The sequence below is a fragment of the Paenibacillus sp. ACRSA genome, from assembly GCF_022346845.1.
Lineage (GTDB): Bacteria > Bacillota > Bacilli > Paenibacillales > Paenibacillaceae > Paenibacillus.
The window spans coordinates 942955-961813 of sequence record NZ_JAKRNP010000001.1; the positions used below are offsets into that span (position 1 = coordinate 942955).

General features: G+C 45.5%; 15 protein-coding genes. 2 read left to right on the forward strand and 13 right to left on the reverse strand.

All coding sequences use genetic code 11. From position 1 onward, the window contains the following. Positions 1–126: 126 nt before the first annotated feature. From MH215_RS04355 to MH215_RS04385, 7 genes are all read right to left on the reverse strand, one after another. Complete coding sequence (locus MH215_RS04355; RefSeq protein ID WP_239288436.1) at positions 127–3078, reverse strand: beta-galactosidase; 2952 nt, start codon at positions 3076–3078, stop codon at positions 127–129. A 52-nt stretch (positions 3079–3130) separates the two neighbouring features. Further along, complete coding sequence (locus MH215_RS04360; RefSeq protein ID WP_239288438.1) at positions 3131–4627, reverse strand: glycoside hydrolase family 30 protein; 1497 nt, start codon at positions 4625–4627, stop codon at positions 3131–3133. Positions 4628–4786: 159 nt separating this feature from the next. Next, positions 4787–5632, reverse strand: a complete 846-nt coding sequence (locus MH215_RS04365; protein ID WP_239288440.1) for a carbohydrate ABC transporter permease — start codon at positions 5630–5632, stop codon at positions 4787–4789. Beyond that, entirely contained in the window at positions 5625–6512 is an 888-nt protein-coding gene (locus tag MH215_RS04370; RefSeq protein WP_239288442.1) for a carbohydrate ABC transporter permease, read from the reverse strand. Before MH215_RS04370 ends, MH215_RS04365 begins: the two co-directional genes overlap by 8 nt. A 114-nt stretch (positions 6513–6626) precedes the next feature. Next, complete coding sequence (locus tag MH215_RS04375) at positions 6627–7898, reverse strand: ABC transporter substrate-binding protein (protein ID WP_239288444.1); 1272 nt, start codon at positions 7896–7898, stop codon at positions 6627–6629. Positions 7899–8079: 181 nt separating this feature from the next. Continuing rightward, positions 8080–9108 (reverse strand): LacI family DNA-binding transcriptional regulator, encoded by a 1029-nt coding sequence (locus MH215_RS04380; protein WP_239288446.1) that lies wholly within the window; start codon positions 9106–9108, stop codon positions 8080–8082. A gap of 124 nt (positions 9109–9232) precedes the next feature. Beyond that, complete coding sequence (locus tag MH215_RS04385; protein ID WP_239288448.1) at positions 9233–10183, reverse strand: metallophosphoesterase family protein; 951 nt, start codon at positions 10181–10183, stop codon at positions 9233–9235. Positions 10184–10503: 320 nt separating this feature from the next. On the opposite strand from MH215_RS04385, the gene MH215_RS04390 reads away from it, so the two are divergent. After that, on the forward strand, positions 10504–10866 hold the full coding sequence (locus MH215_RS04390; RefSeq protein ID WP_239288450.1) for an iron-sulfur cluster biosynthesis family protein: 363 nt from the start codon (positions 10504–10506) through the stop codon (positions 10864–10866). Positions 10867–11087: 221 nt separating this feature from the next. Here the strand turns inward: MH215_RS04390 and MH215_RS04395 are convergent, their stop codons facing one another. Beyond that, positions 11088–13118: a methyl-accepting chemotaxis protein gene (locus MH215_RS04395; RefSeq protein ID WP_239288452.1), complete on the reverse strand. Its 2031-nt coding sequence runs from the start codon at positions 13116–13118 to the stop codon at positions 11088–11090. Positions 13119–13562: 444 nt separating this feature from the next. On the opposite strand from MH215_RS04395, the gene MH215_RS04400 reads away from it, so the two are divergent. Beyond that, positions 13563–13979: a hypothetical protein gene (locus MH215_RS04400; protein ID WP_239288454.1), complete on the forward strand. Its 417-nt coding sequence runs from the start codon at positions 13563–13565 to the stop codon at positions 13977–13979. A gap of 340 nt (positions 13980–14319) precedes the next feature. Here MH215_RS04400 and MH215_RS04405 read toward each other — a convergent pair whose 3' ends face one another. The 5 genes from MH215_RS04405 to MH215_RS04425 form a co-directional block, all read right to left on the reverse strand. Next, positions 14320–14901, reverse strand: coding sequence for a hypothetical protein (locus tag MH215_RS04405; RefSeq protein ID WP_239288455.1), 582 nt, complete (start codon positions 14899–14901; stop codon positions 14320–14322). Between the two features lie 199 nt (positions 14902–15100). Continuing rightward, a complete protein-coding gene (locus MH215_RS04410; protein WP_239288464.1) occupies positions 15101–15409 on the reverse strand; it encodes an AbrB/MazE/SpoVT family DNA-binding domain-containing protein in 309 nt (102 codons plus the stop codon). A gap of 277 nt (positions 15410–15686) precedes the next feature. Next, on the reverse strand, positions 15687–15998 hold the full coding sequence (locus tag MH215_RS04415) for a DUF2089 family protein (protein ID WP_056701518.1): 312 nt from the start codon (positions 15996–15998) through the stop codon (positions 15687–15689). 343 nt (positions 15999–16341) lie between these two features. Further along, the gene (locus MH215_RS04420) at positions 16342–17541 is read right to left on the reverse strand and encodes an MFS transporter (RefSeq protein WP_239288681.1); all 1200 of its coding nucleotides are present in this window, start codon (positions 17539–17541) and stop codon (positions 16342–16344) included. Between the two features lie 261 nt (positions 17542–17802). Further along, a complete protein-coding gene (locus MH215_RS04425) occupies positions 17803–18840 on the reverse strand; it encodes an ROK family protein (RefSeq protein ID WP_239288466.1) in 1038 nt (345 codons plus the stop codon). Positions 18841–18859 lie beyond the last annotated feature (19 nt).

The window sequence follows — 18859 nt, forward strand, 5'->3', positions numbered from 1 at the left end:
TAAATGAATCCACTGTAAATACACAAAAAAGACGTGTTCGGCGCCCGTCGCTACCTAACGACCTGGCTCCAACACACGTCTTTGAATTCCACCTATCTAGCTATGAATTGCTTATTAATATTTCGTTTACTTGATGCTTACCCACGGATATCTGGATGGCTCGTCAAACATTAGACGGATTCGATCTGGCGAGCGTCCTTCTTCATCGAATAACAATAGCTCATTCTCTTCCTGTAACCAGGCTACAGGGATTTTGTAATCTTCCTGCGGACCGATCTGCCAGTATCGTCCAAGATCATGTCCATTGAGATGAAGCGTGCCTTTGCTCATTCCAGTAAGTCTTAGCTTCACATTCACATCATACTGCTCGGATACAGCTGGCATTTTAAAGTTCCAACGGTACCATGCAGGCTGACCTTCTCCCTGATTGGCAGTACGATTGCCAGTAGTAGCCGCATGTTCGCCCAGAAGACTTGATGGCGATCCTGCCTCTTGTGTCTCCCACTGCTGCGGAAGCAATGCATCATTACCCGCCATACGCCAACCGCTCAATTCATCGGCACTACGATACAAGATCAGTTCAAGCCGTTCAAGCGGTGATTTGGAATAAGGCATTTCCAATGTGTTGACTTCACCTTCACGCAGATAGCTGGAAAGGTCAACGGTAGCGAAGGAGAACCAATCATGGTAACCTTCCATCGGTACTTCAGTGCCATTCACGCGTACCCCTTTGCTTACAGCACCGACCAGAATCGCACGATCATTGCCATCCAGCTCAAAGCTTCTACTTAGAAGCGGAGCTTCCGTTAGATGGTTCACTTCATTCAGTTGAATCGATCCATCTGTAGTCTGCCAATCTTGGCGAATATCCTGTACCGAACCGCCAAGATATGCAGGGCCAGCAAGTCCTTTGCTCTCTCCGAGATTCGGTGAGAAATTCAGCCTACCCATATGCTGCACAAGAATCTGCAGTGTATTATGACCTTGGACTGCTTCAATATTCACACCCGCGGCACCAACCTGACGTACTAACGCCTGTTCCACCTGATTCACATAGATTCTTGCGGTATCTTGAAAATCAGGAAGTACAATATGCGTCATTCCGCCATTCCGACTCTCGAAGTCACACTCGTAGAGCAGATAACCGAAATCCTGCCCGTACTGGGAGAAGTGCTCCGGTTGACCACTAGATGGACGCTGATCTGCTGACAGTTTCACACGTGCTACCTCTGGAGAACGTGACAATATTGGCGCTACTGGAGGTGTCAGTGCTGCAACCGATGAAGTGGACACCGCTTGCTGACTTGCTTCTGTTTGAGCGATGAATTCACGCCCTGTCCACGTCTGCTCACCATCCTGCCAGTCGCCAAGTAAAACGACAGTGCGATCCAGATCAGAGAGCGATCCTTTCACTTGACCATGCGATAGGACTTGAACCTCATCAAAGCCAATCGCATAACGGTGTTCATTGGCATTAACGCCATCTAATCGCCATGTACGGTTCATCGACTCCCGATCCAGCACAATCAATCGAATGGACACATCACCCGTCTGAAGACGAATGATACCCGGTTCACGGAAGTGGAACAAGTCGAAGCGATATAGGTCTCGTGCCGAATCCTTCTTCACGAGAACTTGCATACTGCTGCTGACTACTTCTAATGCCGTTGCTTCCAGATCCAATATGGATCGTTGACCAGTATCTGCTGAGATGAACAAGGTCAGCTCGCCGTTAATCATCTCATTACCCGTAATCATGGCTCCGCTCGTTACATAGACGTTATCTGCAATACGAACGCGATCCAGTACCGGAATGATCTGTCCAGGATCTACAGTGATCGGAAGTGTTCGACCATCTTCAAATGTTATGGTCGTTCCCTCACGTTCACCTTTGTGGCTTTCTACAAACCAGATATGCTGGTTATCCGCAGTGCGGCCACGTACGGACAACCCTTCCGGATGGCGGATATTAATCTGCTCTGCAGGAATCTCTTCCGATTGAAGCAGCAATGGCCCGAATGCATCTACAAAATAAGATACCGTTTTCGTAACTGCATATTTCTCGGTTACACGTCCATATTCATTCAGCGGAGCATCGTAGTCATAGGAAGTGATCATAAAGATATCGCTGCTACCTATCGTTCTACCCCCATATCCACCGAAATTCGTACCCCCAAAGAACATGTAATGGCTAATGCCCGTATATCCGGTTTGGAGAATTTCCATGATTCGTCTCTCAAGTAGAGCCGGCGTCTTCTGGATTGCGGAAGGTCCACCCCAGTTCTCAAACCACCCAGTCCAGAACTCAGTTACCATTTTCGGTGTATCTGGCTGCTTCGCTCTAAGCTTCTCATAGTGCCCATCTGCACCCGACCAGAAGTTAGCGCCCTCTATAGTGCCTTCTGCTCCTCCGACACAAGTAATCAATGGCACATCAATTCCACGCTGTATTAAACCATCGCGCAGATAGATCATATGCTCGCTTGCCGCTTCGTCATCCTTGATATACCCGTACTCGTTCTCAACTTGCACCAGAATAACATTGCCACCAGAGGAAATCTGACGCTCACGGATGATCGGTACGAGTTGGTCAAAATACAGATCTACATAATGGAGATACGTTTCATTATTTTCACGGAATTTAATGTCAGACTTTGTTTCTAGCCAATAAGGGAAACCGCCGAAATCCCATTCGGCACAGATAAATGGTCCCGGACGAGCGATAACCCACATGCCGAGCTCTGCACACAGATCCAGGAATGCTCCGCAATCGTTGTCTCCTTCGAAGTTCCATTGGCCTTCCTCAGGCTCATGTACATTCCAAGCAAAATACGTATCAATGCAGTTCATACCAGCCAGCTTGGCTTTCACTAGCAACTGTCTCCACTCTTCTTTTGGCATACGGAAGTAGTGAATTGTTGCACTATTTAAGAATACGCGCTCTCCATTAAGCATGAAGCTACGCTGGTCATACGTCAGCTCCAATGGAAGCTGGTCTGATGTGGGGTTAGTAATATGGGAATCGATATGGTTTTTGCCTGCTTGATCTTGAACCAACAGGGATGGTTTCTCTTTCATCGATCTGTTCCCCTCCTTCTATCTAATTCTAGTTAACCTGTATAACATACCATTATTGAGATTGAAGTGTAACCCCTTCCAATACAACGGTTGTAATCGAATTTTCTGCCGTATTGACTTCTATTCCATTGGAATATACCTTAATGTCCTCAAGCTGTTTCATATCCAAATCCGGTGAGGTTTGGTAGACCTGTGCAGTAGTCGAATTCCCATAGGTAAATGGCTCCAGTGCAAACGAGGTTTTGCCAGCAGATAACTCGTTACGAATCACTAACACCAGCCGTTGACTGGTCTTGTCATATGCCGCCAGCGTCCGTCCATCATCCGTTGGAATAATCGTTGCACCCGGACGAATGAACTTCGTGAATTGAGCCATACCATAATACTGTTTAGTGAGTTCATACGAATCTTGTGCAGCAAAATCCGCATGGATGAAGCCCCAGTTGTTATTTGCACCTTCATCTTCTACCGCCTGCCAGTATACCCAAGCCGAAGGCTGCATCACTTTGAGGTCAAACATAATGCGCTCAGCCAGTTCCTGTACGGATGTCATATCGTCATGACTATGCGGCTCACTACCACCTGTTCCATACTCAGACATCCACAGCTTCTTGCCATGTTTCTTAGCAAGTTCACGGAGTTCCTCCATTTTGCTTCCATTATAAGAGTGAGTATTGATCTGTGAGATCGCATCCAATGTATCCTGATCATAGAGACTGAAATTGAATACCGTCTCGTCAATACTATTATCGTCCGCTGCGCTAACGACCGTGCCATCCAAGCCTTTGCTTTGAAGGGAAGCCGCTACTTTCTTGATGATCTCTGCCTGCTTGTCGTTGCTAAAATGACTACCTTCCTGCATATTGCCCTTCTTCCACCAGTCCGAGGACGGCTCGTTCAACGGATCAAGTGTGCGGAACGTAATGCCCCACTCATCGCGATAATGTCTAACCACTTCTGTTAAATAATCGGCAAATGCATCGTATTGATCTTCCTGCAAATTGTTACTTCCATCGACTGCTCCCGTCACAGATCCACTGATCGTCATCCAGTACGGCGGCGAATTTGAGAAAGCTTCTGCAATATTAACGCCTCGCTCCATTGAACCTTGTAGGACTGCACGTTGCCCTGCATCCGCCTCCCAATCCCATTCGCCCGGTTCAGGCTGGAAGCCAGGAACATCACCCCCAGGACGTAATGCTTTCATCTCAGGGTTCTCCTCGCCTCCAATGTTGTAACGAACAATATTCAGTCCAAGCCCTTTGGCTGGGTCAAACACCAGATCCATCACTTCATCTACCTTCGCCTGATCCTTCCATTCACCCATATTGTTCGCCCACCACGCAAGGGATGTTCCCCAACCTTCAAAGTGATCATAAGACTGCTCCAACTTCAAATTCACAGGTTCTCCCTCAAAGGCAAGTGGCTTCGATTGTCCATTGGCAAATTGATTCAATACAATTCCTCCTCCAGCTAGCAGTACAACCAGGGCTGCACCCATCAGGATGTAGCTTCGTCTGCGTCTGCTACGATGTTGATCACGACTCATGGTTCACACAACCCTCTCTCCAGTGCACCCTATTGTGCATGTGTAGTCACCCTTTGTGTGTCTGACACTTGTTTGCCTATACATTGGGGTTGCCTGACGTTAACTTGTTTTACGTTGGGATTGCACACTCTAGAAAACATTGCTATACAACTGGTAACGTCACTTGATACCGCTGCTGCCTCCGCTAATGTTTGCTTCATATACATAACGTTGTCCGAATAGATAAACGAGCACCATCGGAATCGTTAGGAATAGCGAAGCGATCATGACTAAGTTCCATGGAGGCATCTGCCCACCACCAACGGTTGTCAGAAGCTGAACACCTAGGGCTAGTGGCATTTTCTCCGGGTCATTGATATAAATGAGCGGCCCCATGAAGTTCCCCCAATTGTAGGAGAATGAGAAAATAGCGATAGCAGCCAGTATTGGATAGGTCAGCGGCATAATAATTTTCCAGTAGATCCCCGGATGACCCATACCGTCAATCATCGCTGCTTCATCCAGCGATTTTGGAATGCTCATGACGAATTGCCGGATCAGGAATACGTTGAACGCACCCGCGAAGAAGCTTGGTACGATCAGTGGATAGAAGGTATTAATCCAGTCCAGATGGCGGAAGATGATAAATTGCGGTACCATCGTCACCTCACCTGGAATCATCATTGTGCTGAGCAGCACGATAAATAAGAAACGACTGCCTTTCGCTTTAATTCGCGCGAATCCATACGATACAATCGATGCAGACAATACAGATCCGATAATCGTGAATACCGTGATAATAATAGAGTTTTTCAGATAAGTGCCTAAGTTATTGTTCGTAAAGATGGTGTAGAAGTTCGACCATTGAAATTCCATTGGAATAAACGTAAAGGCTGATTTTACCGTCGTTGCGTCACTCGCCAGTGCAATAGAGATCATATACAGGAAAGGGGAAGCCAGCAGCACCCCGACCAGAATCAGAAAAATGTAGGATATCGTTTTCTCGACAGTGGATGGATTACTCATTCGCTTTTCCCTCCTCGTAGTGCACCCATAGCGCTGATGAACGGAACACAACCAGGGTCAGTGCCATGATGATGATGAATAATACCCAAGCTATAGCGGATGCATATCCCATTTTGTAGAACTGGAATGCATTCTGGAACAGGTACGGCACAACCATCTGACTTGAGTTATCCGGTCCACCTGCAGTAACGATAAATACCTGTGCGAACGTCTGAAGTGCGCCAATCATGCCTGTTACCAGGTTGAAGAAAATGACGGGCGTAAGCATCGGAAATGTAATATGGAAGAAAGATTGCGAGCTTTTGGCTCCATCGATGGCAGCGGCCTCGTACAATTCCTGAGGGATACCTTTCATACCCGCCAACAGCAGTACCACGCCACCCCCAACGCCCCATAAGGACATGAGAATCAATGCAGGTTTTACCCAATTCGGATCAAGGAGCCAAGCAGGGCCCTGGATACCAAATACCGCAAGCGCTTGGTTAATTAGACCCTCTGTTGGTGCAAGCAAGTGGATAAAGAGCAGGGAGCTTGCTACGACTGGAACGACAGAAGGTAGATAGAACAAAATTCGGAAGAACGTAATCCCTTTAATTTTTTTGTTGAGATAATAGGCAATCCAGAGCGAGATAGACATCCCTAGTGGTATCGATATCAAGGCATAGAAAAAGGTGTTACCCACTGACTTCCAGAAGATCGGGTCATCCGTTAACAACGTTTTGTAGTTATCAATACCGATGAATTCCGGGGACTGGAACAGATCCCAGTTGGTGAAGCTCATGTAGATGGAAAACAAAATCGGGCCCAGGGTAAGTCCTAGGAAACCAAGTAGCCAAGGCGAGATAAAGATATAAAACCATTTCCCGTCCTTTTTCTTCACGTTAAGCCCTCCCATAACAAAGCGAGCAGACGGAACCCGGGTTCATGCCGAATTCCGTCTGTCCCCCTGTCGATCTATTTGTTCGTGTTCAAAAGATTTCCTCTTGAACAGCCTCTATTTATAGATTCTTTCCAGTCCACTCTGAATCTCGTTAACGGTATCATCAAGTGAAGCTTTGTTGTTGAAATACACACCCAGCTTGTCATTGATCAGCTTCATCATTTCATTCCATTGTGGATTGAACGGTTCAGCGTAAATGGTAGACTCACTGAAAGCAGCCATATTGATTTTTTTGCCACCATATTCCGCATTAAGGAACTCATCGCTGGATAGACCTGCTTTCGTTGCTGGTGCATCTTGGCCTGCTTTGATCATTGGCATCTGAGCTTCAGGTGTAGTGAGTGCTTCGATCACCTTGAATGCCTCTTCCTTATGTTTGGATGCATTCGTAATCGTTAAGCCGTTGAAGAACGCATTGGTCTCACCCCAGATTGGAGAGATATCCCAGTTAATGCCTTCTACCTTAGCAAGCGAACCAATATTCCAGAAGCCTGTCGTTTCCATCGCAATTTTACCTTGAGCAAATAGTGGGTCAGCACCGATGTTCCCCATATCCGCAATCTCAGTTGGTGTTGGACTTGCACCGTGTACGAACGTTAAGTCATTCATGAACTGCAACGCTTTGCGGACAGGCTCTGTATTGAACGAAGGTTTACCACTCTCGTCGAAGATTCCGCCACCGTTCTGGTAGATCAATTGCATCCATTGTGGCCACCAGCTACCTGGATAGTAACCCCATTGAACCGTCTTGCCGTTCTCTTGCACGGTCAGCTTCTGAGCTGCTGCCAGCAGATCTTCTTGTGTCCATTCCTTGGTTGGGTATTCTACACCAGCCTTGTCGAACAGATCTTTGTTATAGAAAAGCACCATCGCGCCAGCGCGGTCAGGCATACCGAATTGTTTGCCATCATATTTCATCAAGTTCGCAATATCGTCTGAATAACGCTCGGACATGTTCACGTTGTGCTCCTTGATCATGTCATCGAGCGGAATAATCTGATTCTTGGAGGCGTACGCCTGATAGTTCTCGGCAATCATCATGATGTCAGGTGCAGTACCCCCGGCAATCATCGTCTGTACCTTCTGGTCATAATCCCCTGCAACAACGTTGAGCTTCACGTTAATGTCTGGATAGGTCTGTTTCACAATGTCGAGCCGTTCTTGATAAATCTTCTTCTCATCCTCTGAGCCCCAGATCGTCATACTTAGATCGACTTTGCCACCTTCGGAACCACTTGCTCCACCATTCTCGCCTTTACTACAGGCTGTCAGACCAAATACCATGACCAGCATCAATAACGAAATGACCTTTAAACTTCTTCTCATACTGTACGCCCCCTTGGATAATGAATGGATTATTTCATTGAAACCCATTTCATGAAATGGGTTTCATTAAGCTGAAACATAAAACCCGCTTCACTTTATGAAAGGGGTTTCATTTACGCACTCATTATATTTCACCCTAAGAGAAAATGTCAACGCTTTCTTTTTGAGAACGTAACCCTTTTCATCGTGGTGCTGGCCCTGTACTTTGACGTATGATAAGTTCTGGTTGAAGGACAGTCTGCTTCTTCACTTGTCGCTGATTAATCAGCTCATGCAGCTTATCCACTGCGAGTTTGCCCAGTTGATACGTATTCTGTGAGACGGTTGTAAGTTCAGGAATCACAGCACTTGCGAGCGGTGTATCATCGAAACCAACGATTGAAATATCCCGCGGAATAGATAATCCGTGCTCAATGGTCGTCTTCATCGCACCAATCGCTGTATTGTCATTCACACAGATTACTGCTGTTGGTGGATTATCACACTCCAGAAGCTTAGCCATCTCCCGCTTGCCATCATCAATGGAGAAGCTACCCAATAAGAGTCTGTCCTTCGGGATTTCGAGCCCATGCTCACGGAGCTTTTTCTGAACAGCCCTGACCTTCACCATTGTGGTCGATAACTCCTTCAATCCACCTACAAATGCAATGTCCTTATGTCCCAGTTCGAGCAAATGTTCAGCAGCTAAAGCAGCTCCTGCTCCTTCATCCGTATACACGCGGTGAAACCCGCCTTTGGCAATATTGCCATTGACCAGTACAATTGGCGTACGCTTGCCAACATCAATCAATTCCTGAGCCATGTCATCCGGACAGGACTGCATATTAATGCGCCCGCCTAGGAAAATAATCCCGTCTACCCGCTTCTCGCGCAGCATGGACAGGTATTCAGATTCCCGATTGTAATCGCCTGCGGTGTTACAGAGAAAGAATGTATATCCCAGACCACGTGCCTCATTCTCTGCTCCCCAGAACACTTCCGGGAAGAATGGATTCGTAATATCTGGCAGAATAATTGCAATGGTACCTGTTTCCTTTTTGATCAGGCTGCGCGCTTGGGCATTAGGTTGGAATTGGTGCTTGGCGATAATCGACATGATCTTTTCCCTCGTGCTTGCACGTACGGGTGCCGTATCATTCAGCACCCGGGAAACCGTGGATACAGATACGTTCGCCTCTTTGGCAATATCATATATCGTAATTGGTGTCATATGTAGAACCTTCCTTTTTCACTGATTTTCCTGCTTATCATACCAGATAAGGATTATTGATGAAACGGGTTTCATTGGGCGACTCGGGAGCCAGAGCGGCTCACCTGTCGTGTCATGAGAATGCTTAACCCTTCTCAGTCTTTCCATCCTGCTCTTTTGTAAAAATAAACAGCTTACTGTCGGCATTCACAATCTGTGTGCCATTGTTTAGTTGCACGAGCGAGGTCTGCCAGTGGGTATGCCCGCAGAACACGACCGTTTCCGATCCGGCTTCCAACGCCTGACGGATCAACGGTTCACCCATTAGACCGAGCTCGGCAATGCCCGGGCTCTGGTGCAGTACGAGGCAATCCGGCTGCTGCTTCAGCAGCTTACTTACGGATTGCAGGTACTGCTTCTCCGGCAGCCGGTTAGGCTTATCCGGCCTGCCGATGATGCCGCCAAGTCCAGCCACGCGTAGCGGCTGACTGGCGGCAGAGGAAGCGAGCCCATCCATGGGCAGGCTCGCGTTAATGACGACGGGCGCATCCATGTAGTGGATAGCCGCGTCGCTGTGTAACCGATGGGCGCCTGCCTCATCGGTGAGATCATGGTTGCCGTCCACGCCGGCAACCCAGCCGAAGGCGTCCCTGAAAGCAAGCCAGACGGGAACCGGGTTGCCGCTGGCTCCCCTTTTCCCGCGCCGGGCATAGAGGTCTCCACATAGCAGTACACCCACTCGATTCGGATCAATCTCGGGCATCTCCACCTCAAGTAGCAAGCGCACATAGTCGGGTAACATCTCTCCCAGCAAACAATCCTCTTCCCTGCTCAATGTTGGTTCATCTTGAGATGGTCTATGTGTAGAAAACTGAACGTCTGAATTCGAAGCAATCTCAGTGTTGTCTCTGACGCAAGGCAGAGGTACAATCCCCTGTAAATCCGAGCTTACAATCAGCGCATCCAGTCCTTTTGGAAGACCAGAGATGGTTCCAACATAGATGGGAAGTTGTGCCGCTTGCACTTCTCCGCCTGGGATGGCATTCAGATAACCAAAGGTTTCAATCGGGTGCTCTTGCAGCGTAGTAATTCTCAATTGATGGTACCTCCTTGCTCCTAACAATGACTTAACTATTTTCTGTGTTTATTTCTGAACTACTCCTTAGTCTACTTCTTCAACTATATGTTGGGCTAGCTCATGAGTTGTCTCTTAGTTAAATCTTACGTTATTTTTTAACTTAGTCCCCGATTCTTTCCCGGTTACTTCTTGTATTGTTCATGATTCGCGTGATGAAGACAATACATATTTGTTTTTCTCCAATTCGTTCTCAATTTCATCTTCTATTTACCAGTAATTCTCCATACATTATTAATGTAAGCGAATTCATTTGGCGATTAGAGGAGTGTGAACGTTGTATGATCATTCAGGTTAGCCCATTGGCAGAATCACGACTTAGCGCAAAACTCAAGGATCAGCCGGGCTATTTCAAGCTATTTTATGACACGGATGGATGTGGATGTGACGGTATTGCTGTGCTCCTGATCGTTAATGAACCAGACAGTGATGACATCCCGATTGAATCCAGTACGCTCCCTTTTCTTATCAACAAGCAGCAGCAAATTTATTTTGAACCCAACCTACGCCTGCAGTCGGAAAACAGCTTCCCCTGCTTTCGCCTATGCAGCGATTCTATGATCTATGGCAGCAATGTGAAGGTGTACGATCTTCGGGACACCGCAGAAATGACACCACAGCCAATTGGATGGGTTGTACGATAAAAAATATAGCATAAAAATGCACAAAAACCCAAAAAACTCCACCCCTATCATACATGGGGATGGAGTTTTTTGGGTAAATCTATTTTTAGAATTAAGATCAAAGATTTCAAATCATCTTTAATTTTCATCACAGAAGTAAGCCGCTGGCTCTCAACCACGCTATGCTATCTGCTGCTGAGCGGAAAAAGTGATGGTTTGACACTCATTTTGTATACAGCATACTATTCCGTTTTGAACTTCGCTGATTCGGCAGCAAGCTGCTCCGTCAGACCATTAATCGTGTCCACCATCTCGGCAAGATGTCCTGTCATTCCAGACTGTTCCTGCATCGTCGCTGTCACTTCCTCGACAGAAGCAGATACTTGTTCACCTGAAGCAGACAAGTTCTGTGCCGCACCCAAAACATCATCCTTATCTCGTTCAATGGATTCAATCTGGGAAACAATAGCTTGAACCTGATCCATGAGGTCATTCATCTGCGCCGTTACGAAATTGAATGTCTGCTTCGTCTGATTCACGCTCTGCTTCTGTTGTTCCGTAATTGCCTCAATAGCTTGTACGCTGTGATTTGTATGTTCCACATGCTCAATCGTCTGCGTCACAATGCGGTTAATGTTCTCGGATTGAGATGTTGTCTGCTCCGCAAGTTTGCGAATCTCGGAAGCCACAACAGCGAAGCCGCGTCCATGCTCTACTGCTCTTGCTGCCTCGATGGATGCATTAAGTGCCAATAGCTTCGTCTGCGTCGCAATCTCCGAGATGGTACCCGTGATCTGATGAATATCGGAAGAGCTCTCCGCAAGCTGAAGGGTTGTCTGCGAAATATTGTGAACTTCAGTCTCGTTCTGATCATTGACCATAATGAGTGCATCAATCACGGCATGGTTATTCTTGAAGGCATCTGTAATGCCATCCGCCTTCTGCTTCACTTCTTGCGACATTTCGTTCACGCTGGCAATCTTGTCGCCCACGTTCATGAACTTATTAACAATCGCTTCGGTATCATTTGCCTGAGACTCCATAGCCCGCGAGATTTCCACCGCTGTTGTGGTGGTGTCGGCAATTGATGCAGATGTCTGCTGTGTGGATCGGTCTAACTCTGTCGTGCTGGTATTCAGGACTCCAATGGAATGATTCATCCTGGAGATCAATTGTTTATTCCCTTGCGCCATCGCATTGAAGCTATCGACCAATGCCTTGAATTCACCGCTATATTTACCTTGTGCTTGAACGGTCAAGTCACCGCTCGCAAGTTGTCTAAACAGAACCGTCAGACGGCTAATCGGCTGGGTTACCATTCGCGAGATCAAGATGCCTGATAGAACTGAAACCGCAATTGCAGCGAACAGAACGATAACCATTTTGGTTGCCATCGCATTTAACGGTTTCTTCACATCATCATAGCTATCCTCTACAATAATGGTCCAATCGGATCTTGGAATCTTGGAGTAAAATACAACTTTATCGTCAGTGCTTGCCTCACCCTGTTGCAGTTGTTCACTTGCAGGCAGATCAACTAGAGACTGATATTCTCCATCAGGCATCTTCTGGCTAATCAACTTCTCATCTGCTGAATGGTAGATGACCGTTCCGACACGATCCAGAACAATGACTTTTCCAGCATCATTGATTTTAATACTATGCAGCTGATCTACGAAGAACGCAGTGGATACAACTGAAGTGAGGATGCCCAGCACTTGATTATTCTCATCATAGATGGGCATTGCAAAGACATTGCCCAGTGTCCCTAACGACTTCGAGATTACACCCTCACTAATGATGTTCTTACCTTCCATGGCTTGTTGGAAATACAATCGATCTGACCGGTCACCCTGGAGCGCTTCGGGATTGTTCGATGCTACCACGAGCCCGTTACGATCCAGTAGAATAATGGTACTGTTACCCTCCATCCCTGCCAGGTTATCCGCCAGTATTCCATTCGCTTGATCTATCATTTCACTATTGTCCGCAAAAAAGCCTTCTGTATCTTGTCCTTCTTGATTGCGAATGTCTAATAAATTCCGAAATATTCCATGTGTCGTAATAAGAAACGTCGATTGTTCCTCCATGCTTAATGTAGCAAATAACCCCTCCCCAACCCGGTCAGAGGTTGCTCGAATCTCATCCTTACTTTTGTCCAGTGTGATGCCTTCGGCCACTTTGTAACATAGCACGGCTGTCGCTGCCAGTACGATACATACCAGCACGCTGATCATCAGCGGCAATTTTACTTTGAAAGACATGTTGGCCATTCGTTCCCTCGCCTTAGCGATCAAATTCAATACATTCACCATCCATTTAGATCATTATTAAAGCCCACTTCATATGGGTTAATTCTATATCGGCAGATATAATATAAACCTACAGTATGGAAAGCGTTTTAAATTTAAAATATTTTTTACCTACCTTTTTATCCAAAAATAGGGATCTAAAATTGAATAGAAAGCTATGCCTGGATCTGAATATCTTTATTATTGAGGATGATCCTCTTCTCCTGATAAATTTTACATTTCGCAAGTAGGATAGTATTTTGGTAGTTGCATGCTTATGTAGTGCATTATGAATCTTCCACTGACCCATTCTAGGACATATGCCTCTATTAAATGATGGGAAAATATAGACTTTGGGTTAATACAAAATATGACATCCTCACCGTATAATTAGAGAACTACATATTGATTAGGGAGAGAACTGTATTGAATGCAAAAATGCCAACACTACTTAATGTAATTCGTGCTCTACTAGGGGTGCAATCCATCTACATCGTCATTTCAATGGTGGCTGTGCTTATGGAACTGTTTCAGTATAGAGCTTCTTTCGCCGGATTCCCGTTATTTGATCAAATCGCTTATTTCGCAAGTATCCTACTTCGTATCATACTCATCGTAGGCCCGCCCATCCTGACCATCTTGTATATTTCAAAGAGACGGTATAAGCTGACGATCACCTTCATGAGCATGACACTCTTCTTCGGATTGGTCTTCCTACAGAATTTCCTGGTTGTATTGCACTTCTTCATGTTACTTGTACTGCTGCTGCACCAACCTATTAAACGATATTTGAAGCAAGAGCAGGATGCCCGGCAATATGACCAGCGGAGTCTGAAATTATAGATTAAACGTGTGGTATTGTTTATCTTGTTCGCAGTCCTTATTAATCAGCTTAAGGATCAGTTAAGATGAGTCATTAAAGAAATAGGAAAGAGCCTGACATTATAGTCAGGCTTCTTTTTGTTGTTTTTTTTGGGAGAGAGGCATGGATAATATTAAACCATTGAAGTTTACGCGCGTGGTCTCAGCTCCTCCGTGCATTCAGTTGAATCAATTGACTCCGGCAGCATCATGCTATAGTCGCCATAATCAAAATCGCAACAACAATTAGACCACTCTTGAGTAATCTCATATCTTCCCCCTCTTCTTTGCCATGAAAAAGTTATTTCTCAAAATGTAACGCTTAGTCTAAGTAAGCTAAATGTTGTAATACATCTGTCTTCAGGTCTTGCATCTGTGGATTGTTGGCTCTAGTCTCCTGTTCTTCTGTATCTCTATGATCCACATTGAACTTACCCTGTTCTAACGAGCTCACCCAATAGCCTTGCCGTTTATCATCCCAAGACAGGAACAAGACATACCGCTGATCCGCGTACATGGGGGTATAGTGACCATAGTTATAACGAGTTACACCCGTATAAAGTCCCTTATTACGCATGACATAAGTAGGCTCCAGTACATCAAGTTCATCCTTAAGCTCCTGCTGAGTTGAATTCGCAAAAACTTGATTTACCGCCACCTGCGTCACTGTATAACTTCTCCCCATACCACTCTCACCCTCTATCATCTGAGTAGATTCACCCGTTGCGGTCACCTCAACGATTAGATCGGCATGTTCGGCGAGTTCTTCATAGTCTGCAAAGATATGATGATCGCTGATACTTATGGTTTCTGTGTTCTCTATCGTCTGATCCGCAATAATGTAACTGATGCCTGCAATTAGAACGATGATCAACACGCCGAATACAAATGGTTTGTTTTTCATCTCATTCTCCCCCACCTTCAAACCGTATATATACTAGATGGTACTTTCCTATGAAAAGTTACACTTCCTTGTACTAAACATCAAAAAGAAACCCATTTCTGTAGTCAGACATGGATTTCAATATGAAGTCGCTTGTAAAATCGATTGCTGCCCATGTCCCGCTTGCCGATCAAAATCAAGCTATACCAGGTCAACATGTTCAGGAATTTTCAAAATATTTCTTTTCCCTTCCACGCCCAGTTCTATCATGTCGTGCATCCTGCTTTACTTTGGACAGAAGTGTTTGTAGATGTGTACGGAGCTCTTCATTAGACTCCACAGGATTGGTCTTAGGCCGCAGTAGTAATTCATTATCTGCTGTTACCAAAATTTCGATCTCCGCACCTTCCTGAAGATTGAGGCGCTTAAGCAATTGGTTTGGAATACGAATTGCACTGCTATTTCCCCACTTGCCGATTGTGGCTGTAATCATGGCAATAACACGCCTTTCTTTGGATTGATGATTCAATTATACCCCACCTACCAATGTAGAATCATATAATGTCATAAGTGGAAAAAAGGATATCTTTTGTTATGGAATACTACATATCTTAGTAATCAATGAAAGATGTTCTAGCTTTACTTCAAATCCTCAATTTTCATTCGATCCAACTCTTCTTGTTGCGAGCTCTTTCTCTTATTCACTCGGGCGTTATATTTAATAAAATATCTAATGACGAAAAATAATGCTAAAGCTCCCACCAACATGAGCAAGGGGACAATAAGAAATAACGTCAATGTAACCGTCATAATTCTCTCTCTCCTTTATCCTTCGAATTGTGGTATTCGTTGACAAGCAGCTTGGCTGTTTCAAAATCAATCTTATCGTTGATGGCCAGTCTCTTAACGAGAGAGATAAACGGATCTTGATCTTCCCTTTCTGTGATCTGGATCTTCTGAATCAATCGGTCGAGTCTGAGACGAACTGTCGGGTATGTAACTTGATAAATAGAGGCGATTTGCTTCAGCGATCCGGATTGAAGAATGAATTTTTTGATAAATGTAACATCCTCTTCATCGAGATTAATCATCCATTCAGGGACACTTTTGATCGTCATAAGGAAACCTCCTTAACATGTTTTCACTTTAATAATATTATTATAAACTTTAACTTTATTAAAATCAATGATTGTAACATCTTTAATATTATTTATATAAATTCAGTTAAAGCATATGACTACTTACTACTTTGATCACAGAACAATCTTAAACTTCGATAAATTTAAGAAACTCGCTGTAACTTCGGATGTACCCTGTGCCCTTACTACAAAAAATTCTTCGATGTGTAATCACATCACTCACATGACGCAAAAAAACACTGACGATTATGCCCCTAGAGGGACAAGTTCGTCAGTGCTTGAATCATGTTCATGCACCTATTAAGATGCCATATTCCTGTGGTCAGATAAGTTCCTGTCTTCTTTTCAAATACACGTACAACACGACGCCAGACACCGCACAAATGACTGCACACAGTCCAATAAATCCATATCCCGCCTGAAGTCCACGCAGTAGACCAAGCTGCGTTGATGCACCGTACATTTGCTTCACAACTTCAATAACCCAGCCGATCAGATAGTTACCGATAACGCTACCAACCCCCATGAGGGTAACGGTGAAGGTTATCGCGGTATCACTGCCATTCGGATAACGCTTGGCGATGAACGCCATCACGGTAGGATAGATCATCGCAATACCTGCGCCAGATACAGCGAACAGTACAGCCAGGCTCTCTCCGCCCAAGATAGCCGCAAACGTACATATTGCCGAGAATGCCGAAAACACAATCAGGGACAATACAAATCCAATCCGATCCGTTAGTGGACCAAGTATCAATCGTCCGAGCGAGAACGCCAGGAAGAAGGCAGATAACAAACCGGATGCTTTTACTGTATCCCACGTGTAGGCTTTCTCTAGAAAGTTAACAAGCCAGCCCCCGACCGCAAGTTCCGATACTACGCCAAAAGAAAGAATCATCACCATTAGCCAGATTGCAGGATCACGTGTTAATGTCTTGAGCGAAGTCCGATCTTCGTGAGCAAGATCGTCTCCGGGGAATTTACTACGCAGTGCCGCAATAATTGGCAATAGACAGAGTGACAGCATTACCAGGTACATGCCGCGCCAATCCAGTTCGTGCCCAAACACCGTCAGAGACATCACTCCTGTTGCGAGCAAAGGAGCAACTGTTGAACTTAGTCCATAGAAGAAATGAGATAAGTTCATCATCATGCCTGTATTTTTCACAAAAATTCGTGCACCCAGAATCGCTAGTGCGATTTCGAGCATACCGTTTCCGATGTACATGAAGAAGTACGATGAAGCAAAGAGGGGGTAGTTATGCGACATATAAATGAACACGCCAGACAGGATCATGGAGGCAAATGAAATGATGCTTACCGCCTTGATGCCCCATTTGCGAACCAGTATAGCCGTGAACGAACATGCGATCAGATACCCTAGTGCGTTCAGGGACAACAGCGTTCCGAGCTGTTTCTCATCCAGATTGAAGTCGAATTGAATGCGCGGAATGGCTGGCCCCTTAATATTTTCCGATATACCAAATACGATAAAGCCTAGAAAAATCGTTGCCAGTTGCATGGCATATAGCTTGTTGAACTTTCTCTTGTTCCCTTGGGTATCTACTTGCTGACTCAAAATAAGTTCCTCCTGTAAGTTCAGAAAAAAATGATTACACTTCACCACTACGATTGCCGTACCATCTTCCGATCACTGTTATCCCCAGATTTTCCTGATCCCTTTCTTAAAGGGAAAAATCCGGTGATAAACGTGCTCTTCAGATTGGTTCTGCACTCTCCGTTGTCGTGTAAAAGCTTTGCTTAACTCATATAAAAGTAGTACCTACCACTGCTTCTCGATAACCTGAATGCGATAAGTCAAGCTCTCCAGTGTCACAGCCACCAGCCCAGTAACATATGCATGGCGCGTATCTCGCTGGATGATTAACTCTGGCATGTGCTCCTGCGGAATCAAGTGATCCAGGCAGCCCTGTGTGAGGTCATCTAGCATCGCTGGGTTCATTGTGTCTCCTGTGACCACAATTGTGGCAGGGTTGATGATCGCAATAATGGAAACTAACGTGCGGATCACCAGTTCCTTCACGCCTTCTGTTGTTTTCAACATTCTTAACTGTTCTTCACGGGACACACCAAAAGGCAGGAAGGACACCTCTCCCCCAAAGTCTGTGTTCCCCGTCAGCGGACGACCGTCAATGATAAATCCTGCACCCGGAAAATGATTCTCTGGAAACGTCACAACCGCAAAATTCTTCTCTTCCTCAAATTGTTGCTGGTTATATAGCCCGTACACCGTCAGGTTCATGTCGTTGCCAATGACCACTTCTACATCTTCATATTGTTCCTTGAGTCTCTGCCCCAGCGGTTGAAACATTAGCTCCGGTACATCACAGAGACCAATCACGCCGTTGTGTGCCACACCGGGTATACCAATACCAATCGCCTGTACGTTGTGGTGCTGTTCAATTAGTTTAGCGATTAGATCCTCAACCACCGACACATTAATCTCATCCAGCATGAGTGTCTGCTCATCCGACATCTCGCCGTTTAGATTCGCATGCGTATGGGTAATCGAATGGATGCCGCCCTCTGTTCGGATAATAAGGCACAACACACTCGCATAATCAGCATTAAATTGATACCGACTTGCTGGTCTTCCCCCGCTGGATTCATCCGGACCCAGATCCACGATCTCACCTGTCTGAAGCAACTCATTCAGGATCGTGCCGCATGTTGCCACACTGAGCTTGGTAAGATTAGCGATGGAAGCCTTCGTGCCCACACCGATCGTTCTGAGTGTATTCTTCACAAGTTCAACGTTAATCCGCTTCACCTGTTGGGTGTTGTGTGATGTTGGTAACATCGTTAGATGTGCGCCTCCC

Bases quoted from the DNA above. Each gene is read 5' to 3' on its own strand.
- MH215_RS04355 (WP_239288436.1), bottom strand. From the start codon at position 3,078: ATGAAAGAGAAACCATCCCTGTTGGTTCAAGATCAAGCAGGCAAAAAC.
- MH215_RS04365 (WP_239288440.1), bottom strand. From the start codon at position 5,632: ATGAGTAATCCATCCACTGTCGAGAAAACGATATCCTACATTTTTCTG.
- MH215_RS04380 (WP_239288446.1), bottom strand. From the start codon at position 9,108: ATGACACCAATTACGATATATGATATTGCCAAAGAGGCGAACGTATCT.
- MH215_RS04420 (WP_239288681.1), bottom strand. From the start codon at position 17,541: ATGCAACTGGCAACGATTTTTCTAGGCTTTATCGTATTTGGTATATCG.
- MH215_RS04375 (WP_239288444.1), bottom strand. From the start codon at position 7,898: ATGAGAAGAAGTTTAAAGGTCATTTCGTTATTGATGCTGGTCATGGTA.
- MH215_RS04395 (WP_239288452.1), bottom strand. From the start codon at position 13,118: ATGGCCAACATGTCTTTCAAAGTAAAATTGCCGCTGATGATCAGCGTG.
- MH215_RS04405 (WP_239288455.1), bottom strand. From the start codon at position 14,901: ATGAAAAACAAACCATTTGTATTCGGCGTGTTGATCATCGTTCTAATT.
- MH215_RS04415 (WP_056701518.1), bottom strand. From the start codon at position 15,998: ATGACGATCAAAAGTGTCCCTGAATGGATGATTAATCTCGATGAAGAG.
- MH215_RS04425 (WP_239288466.1), bottom strand. From the start codon at position 18,840: ATGTTACCAACATCACACAACACCCAACAGGTGAAGCGGATTAACGTT.
- MH215_RS04390 (WP_239288450.1), top strand. From the start codon at position 10,504: ATGATCATTCAGGTTAGCCCATTGGCAGAATCACGACTTAGCGCAAAA.
- MH215_RS04360 (WP_239288438.1), bottom strand. From the start codon at position 4,627: ATGAGTCGTGATCAACATCGTAGCAGACGCAGACGAAGCTACATCCTG.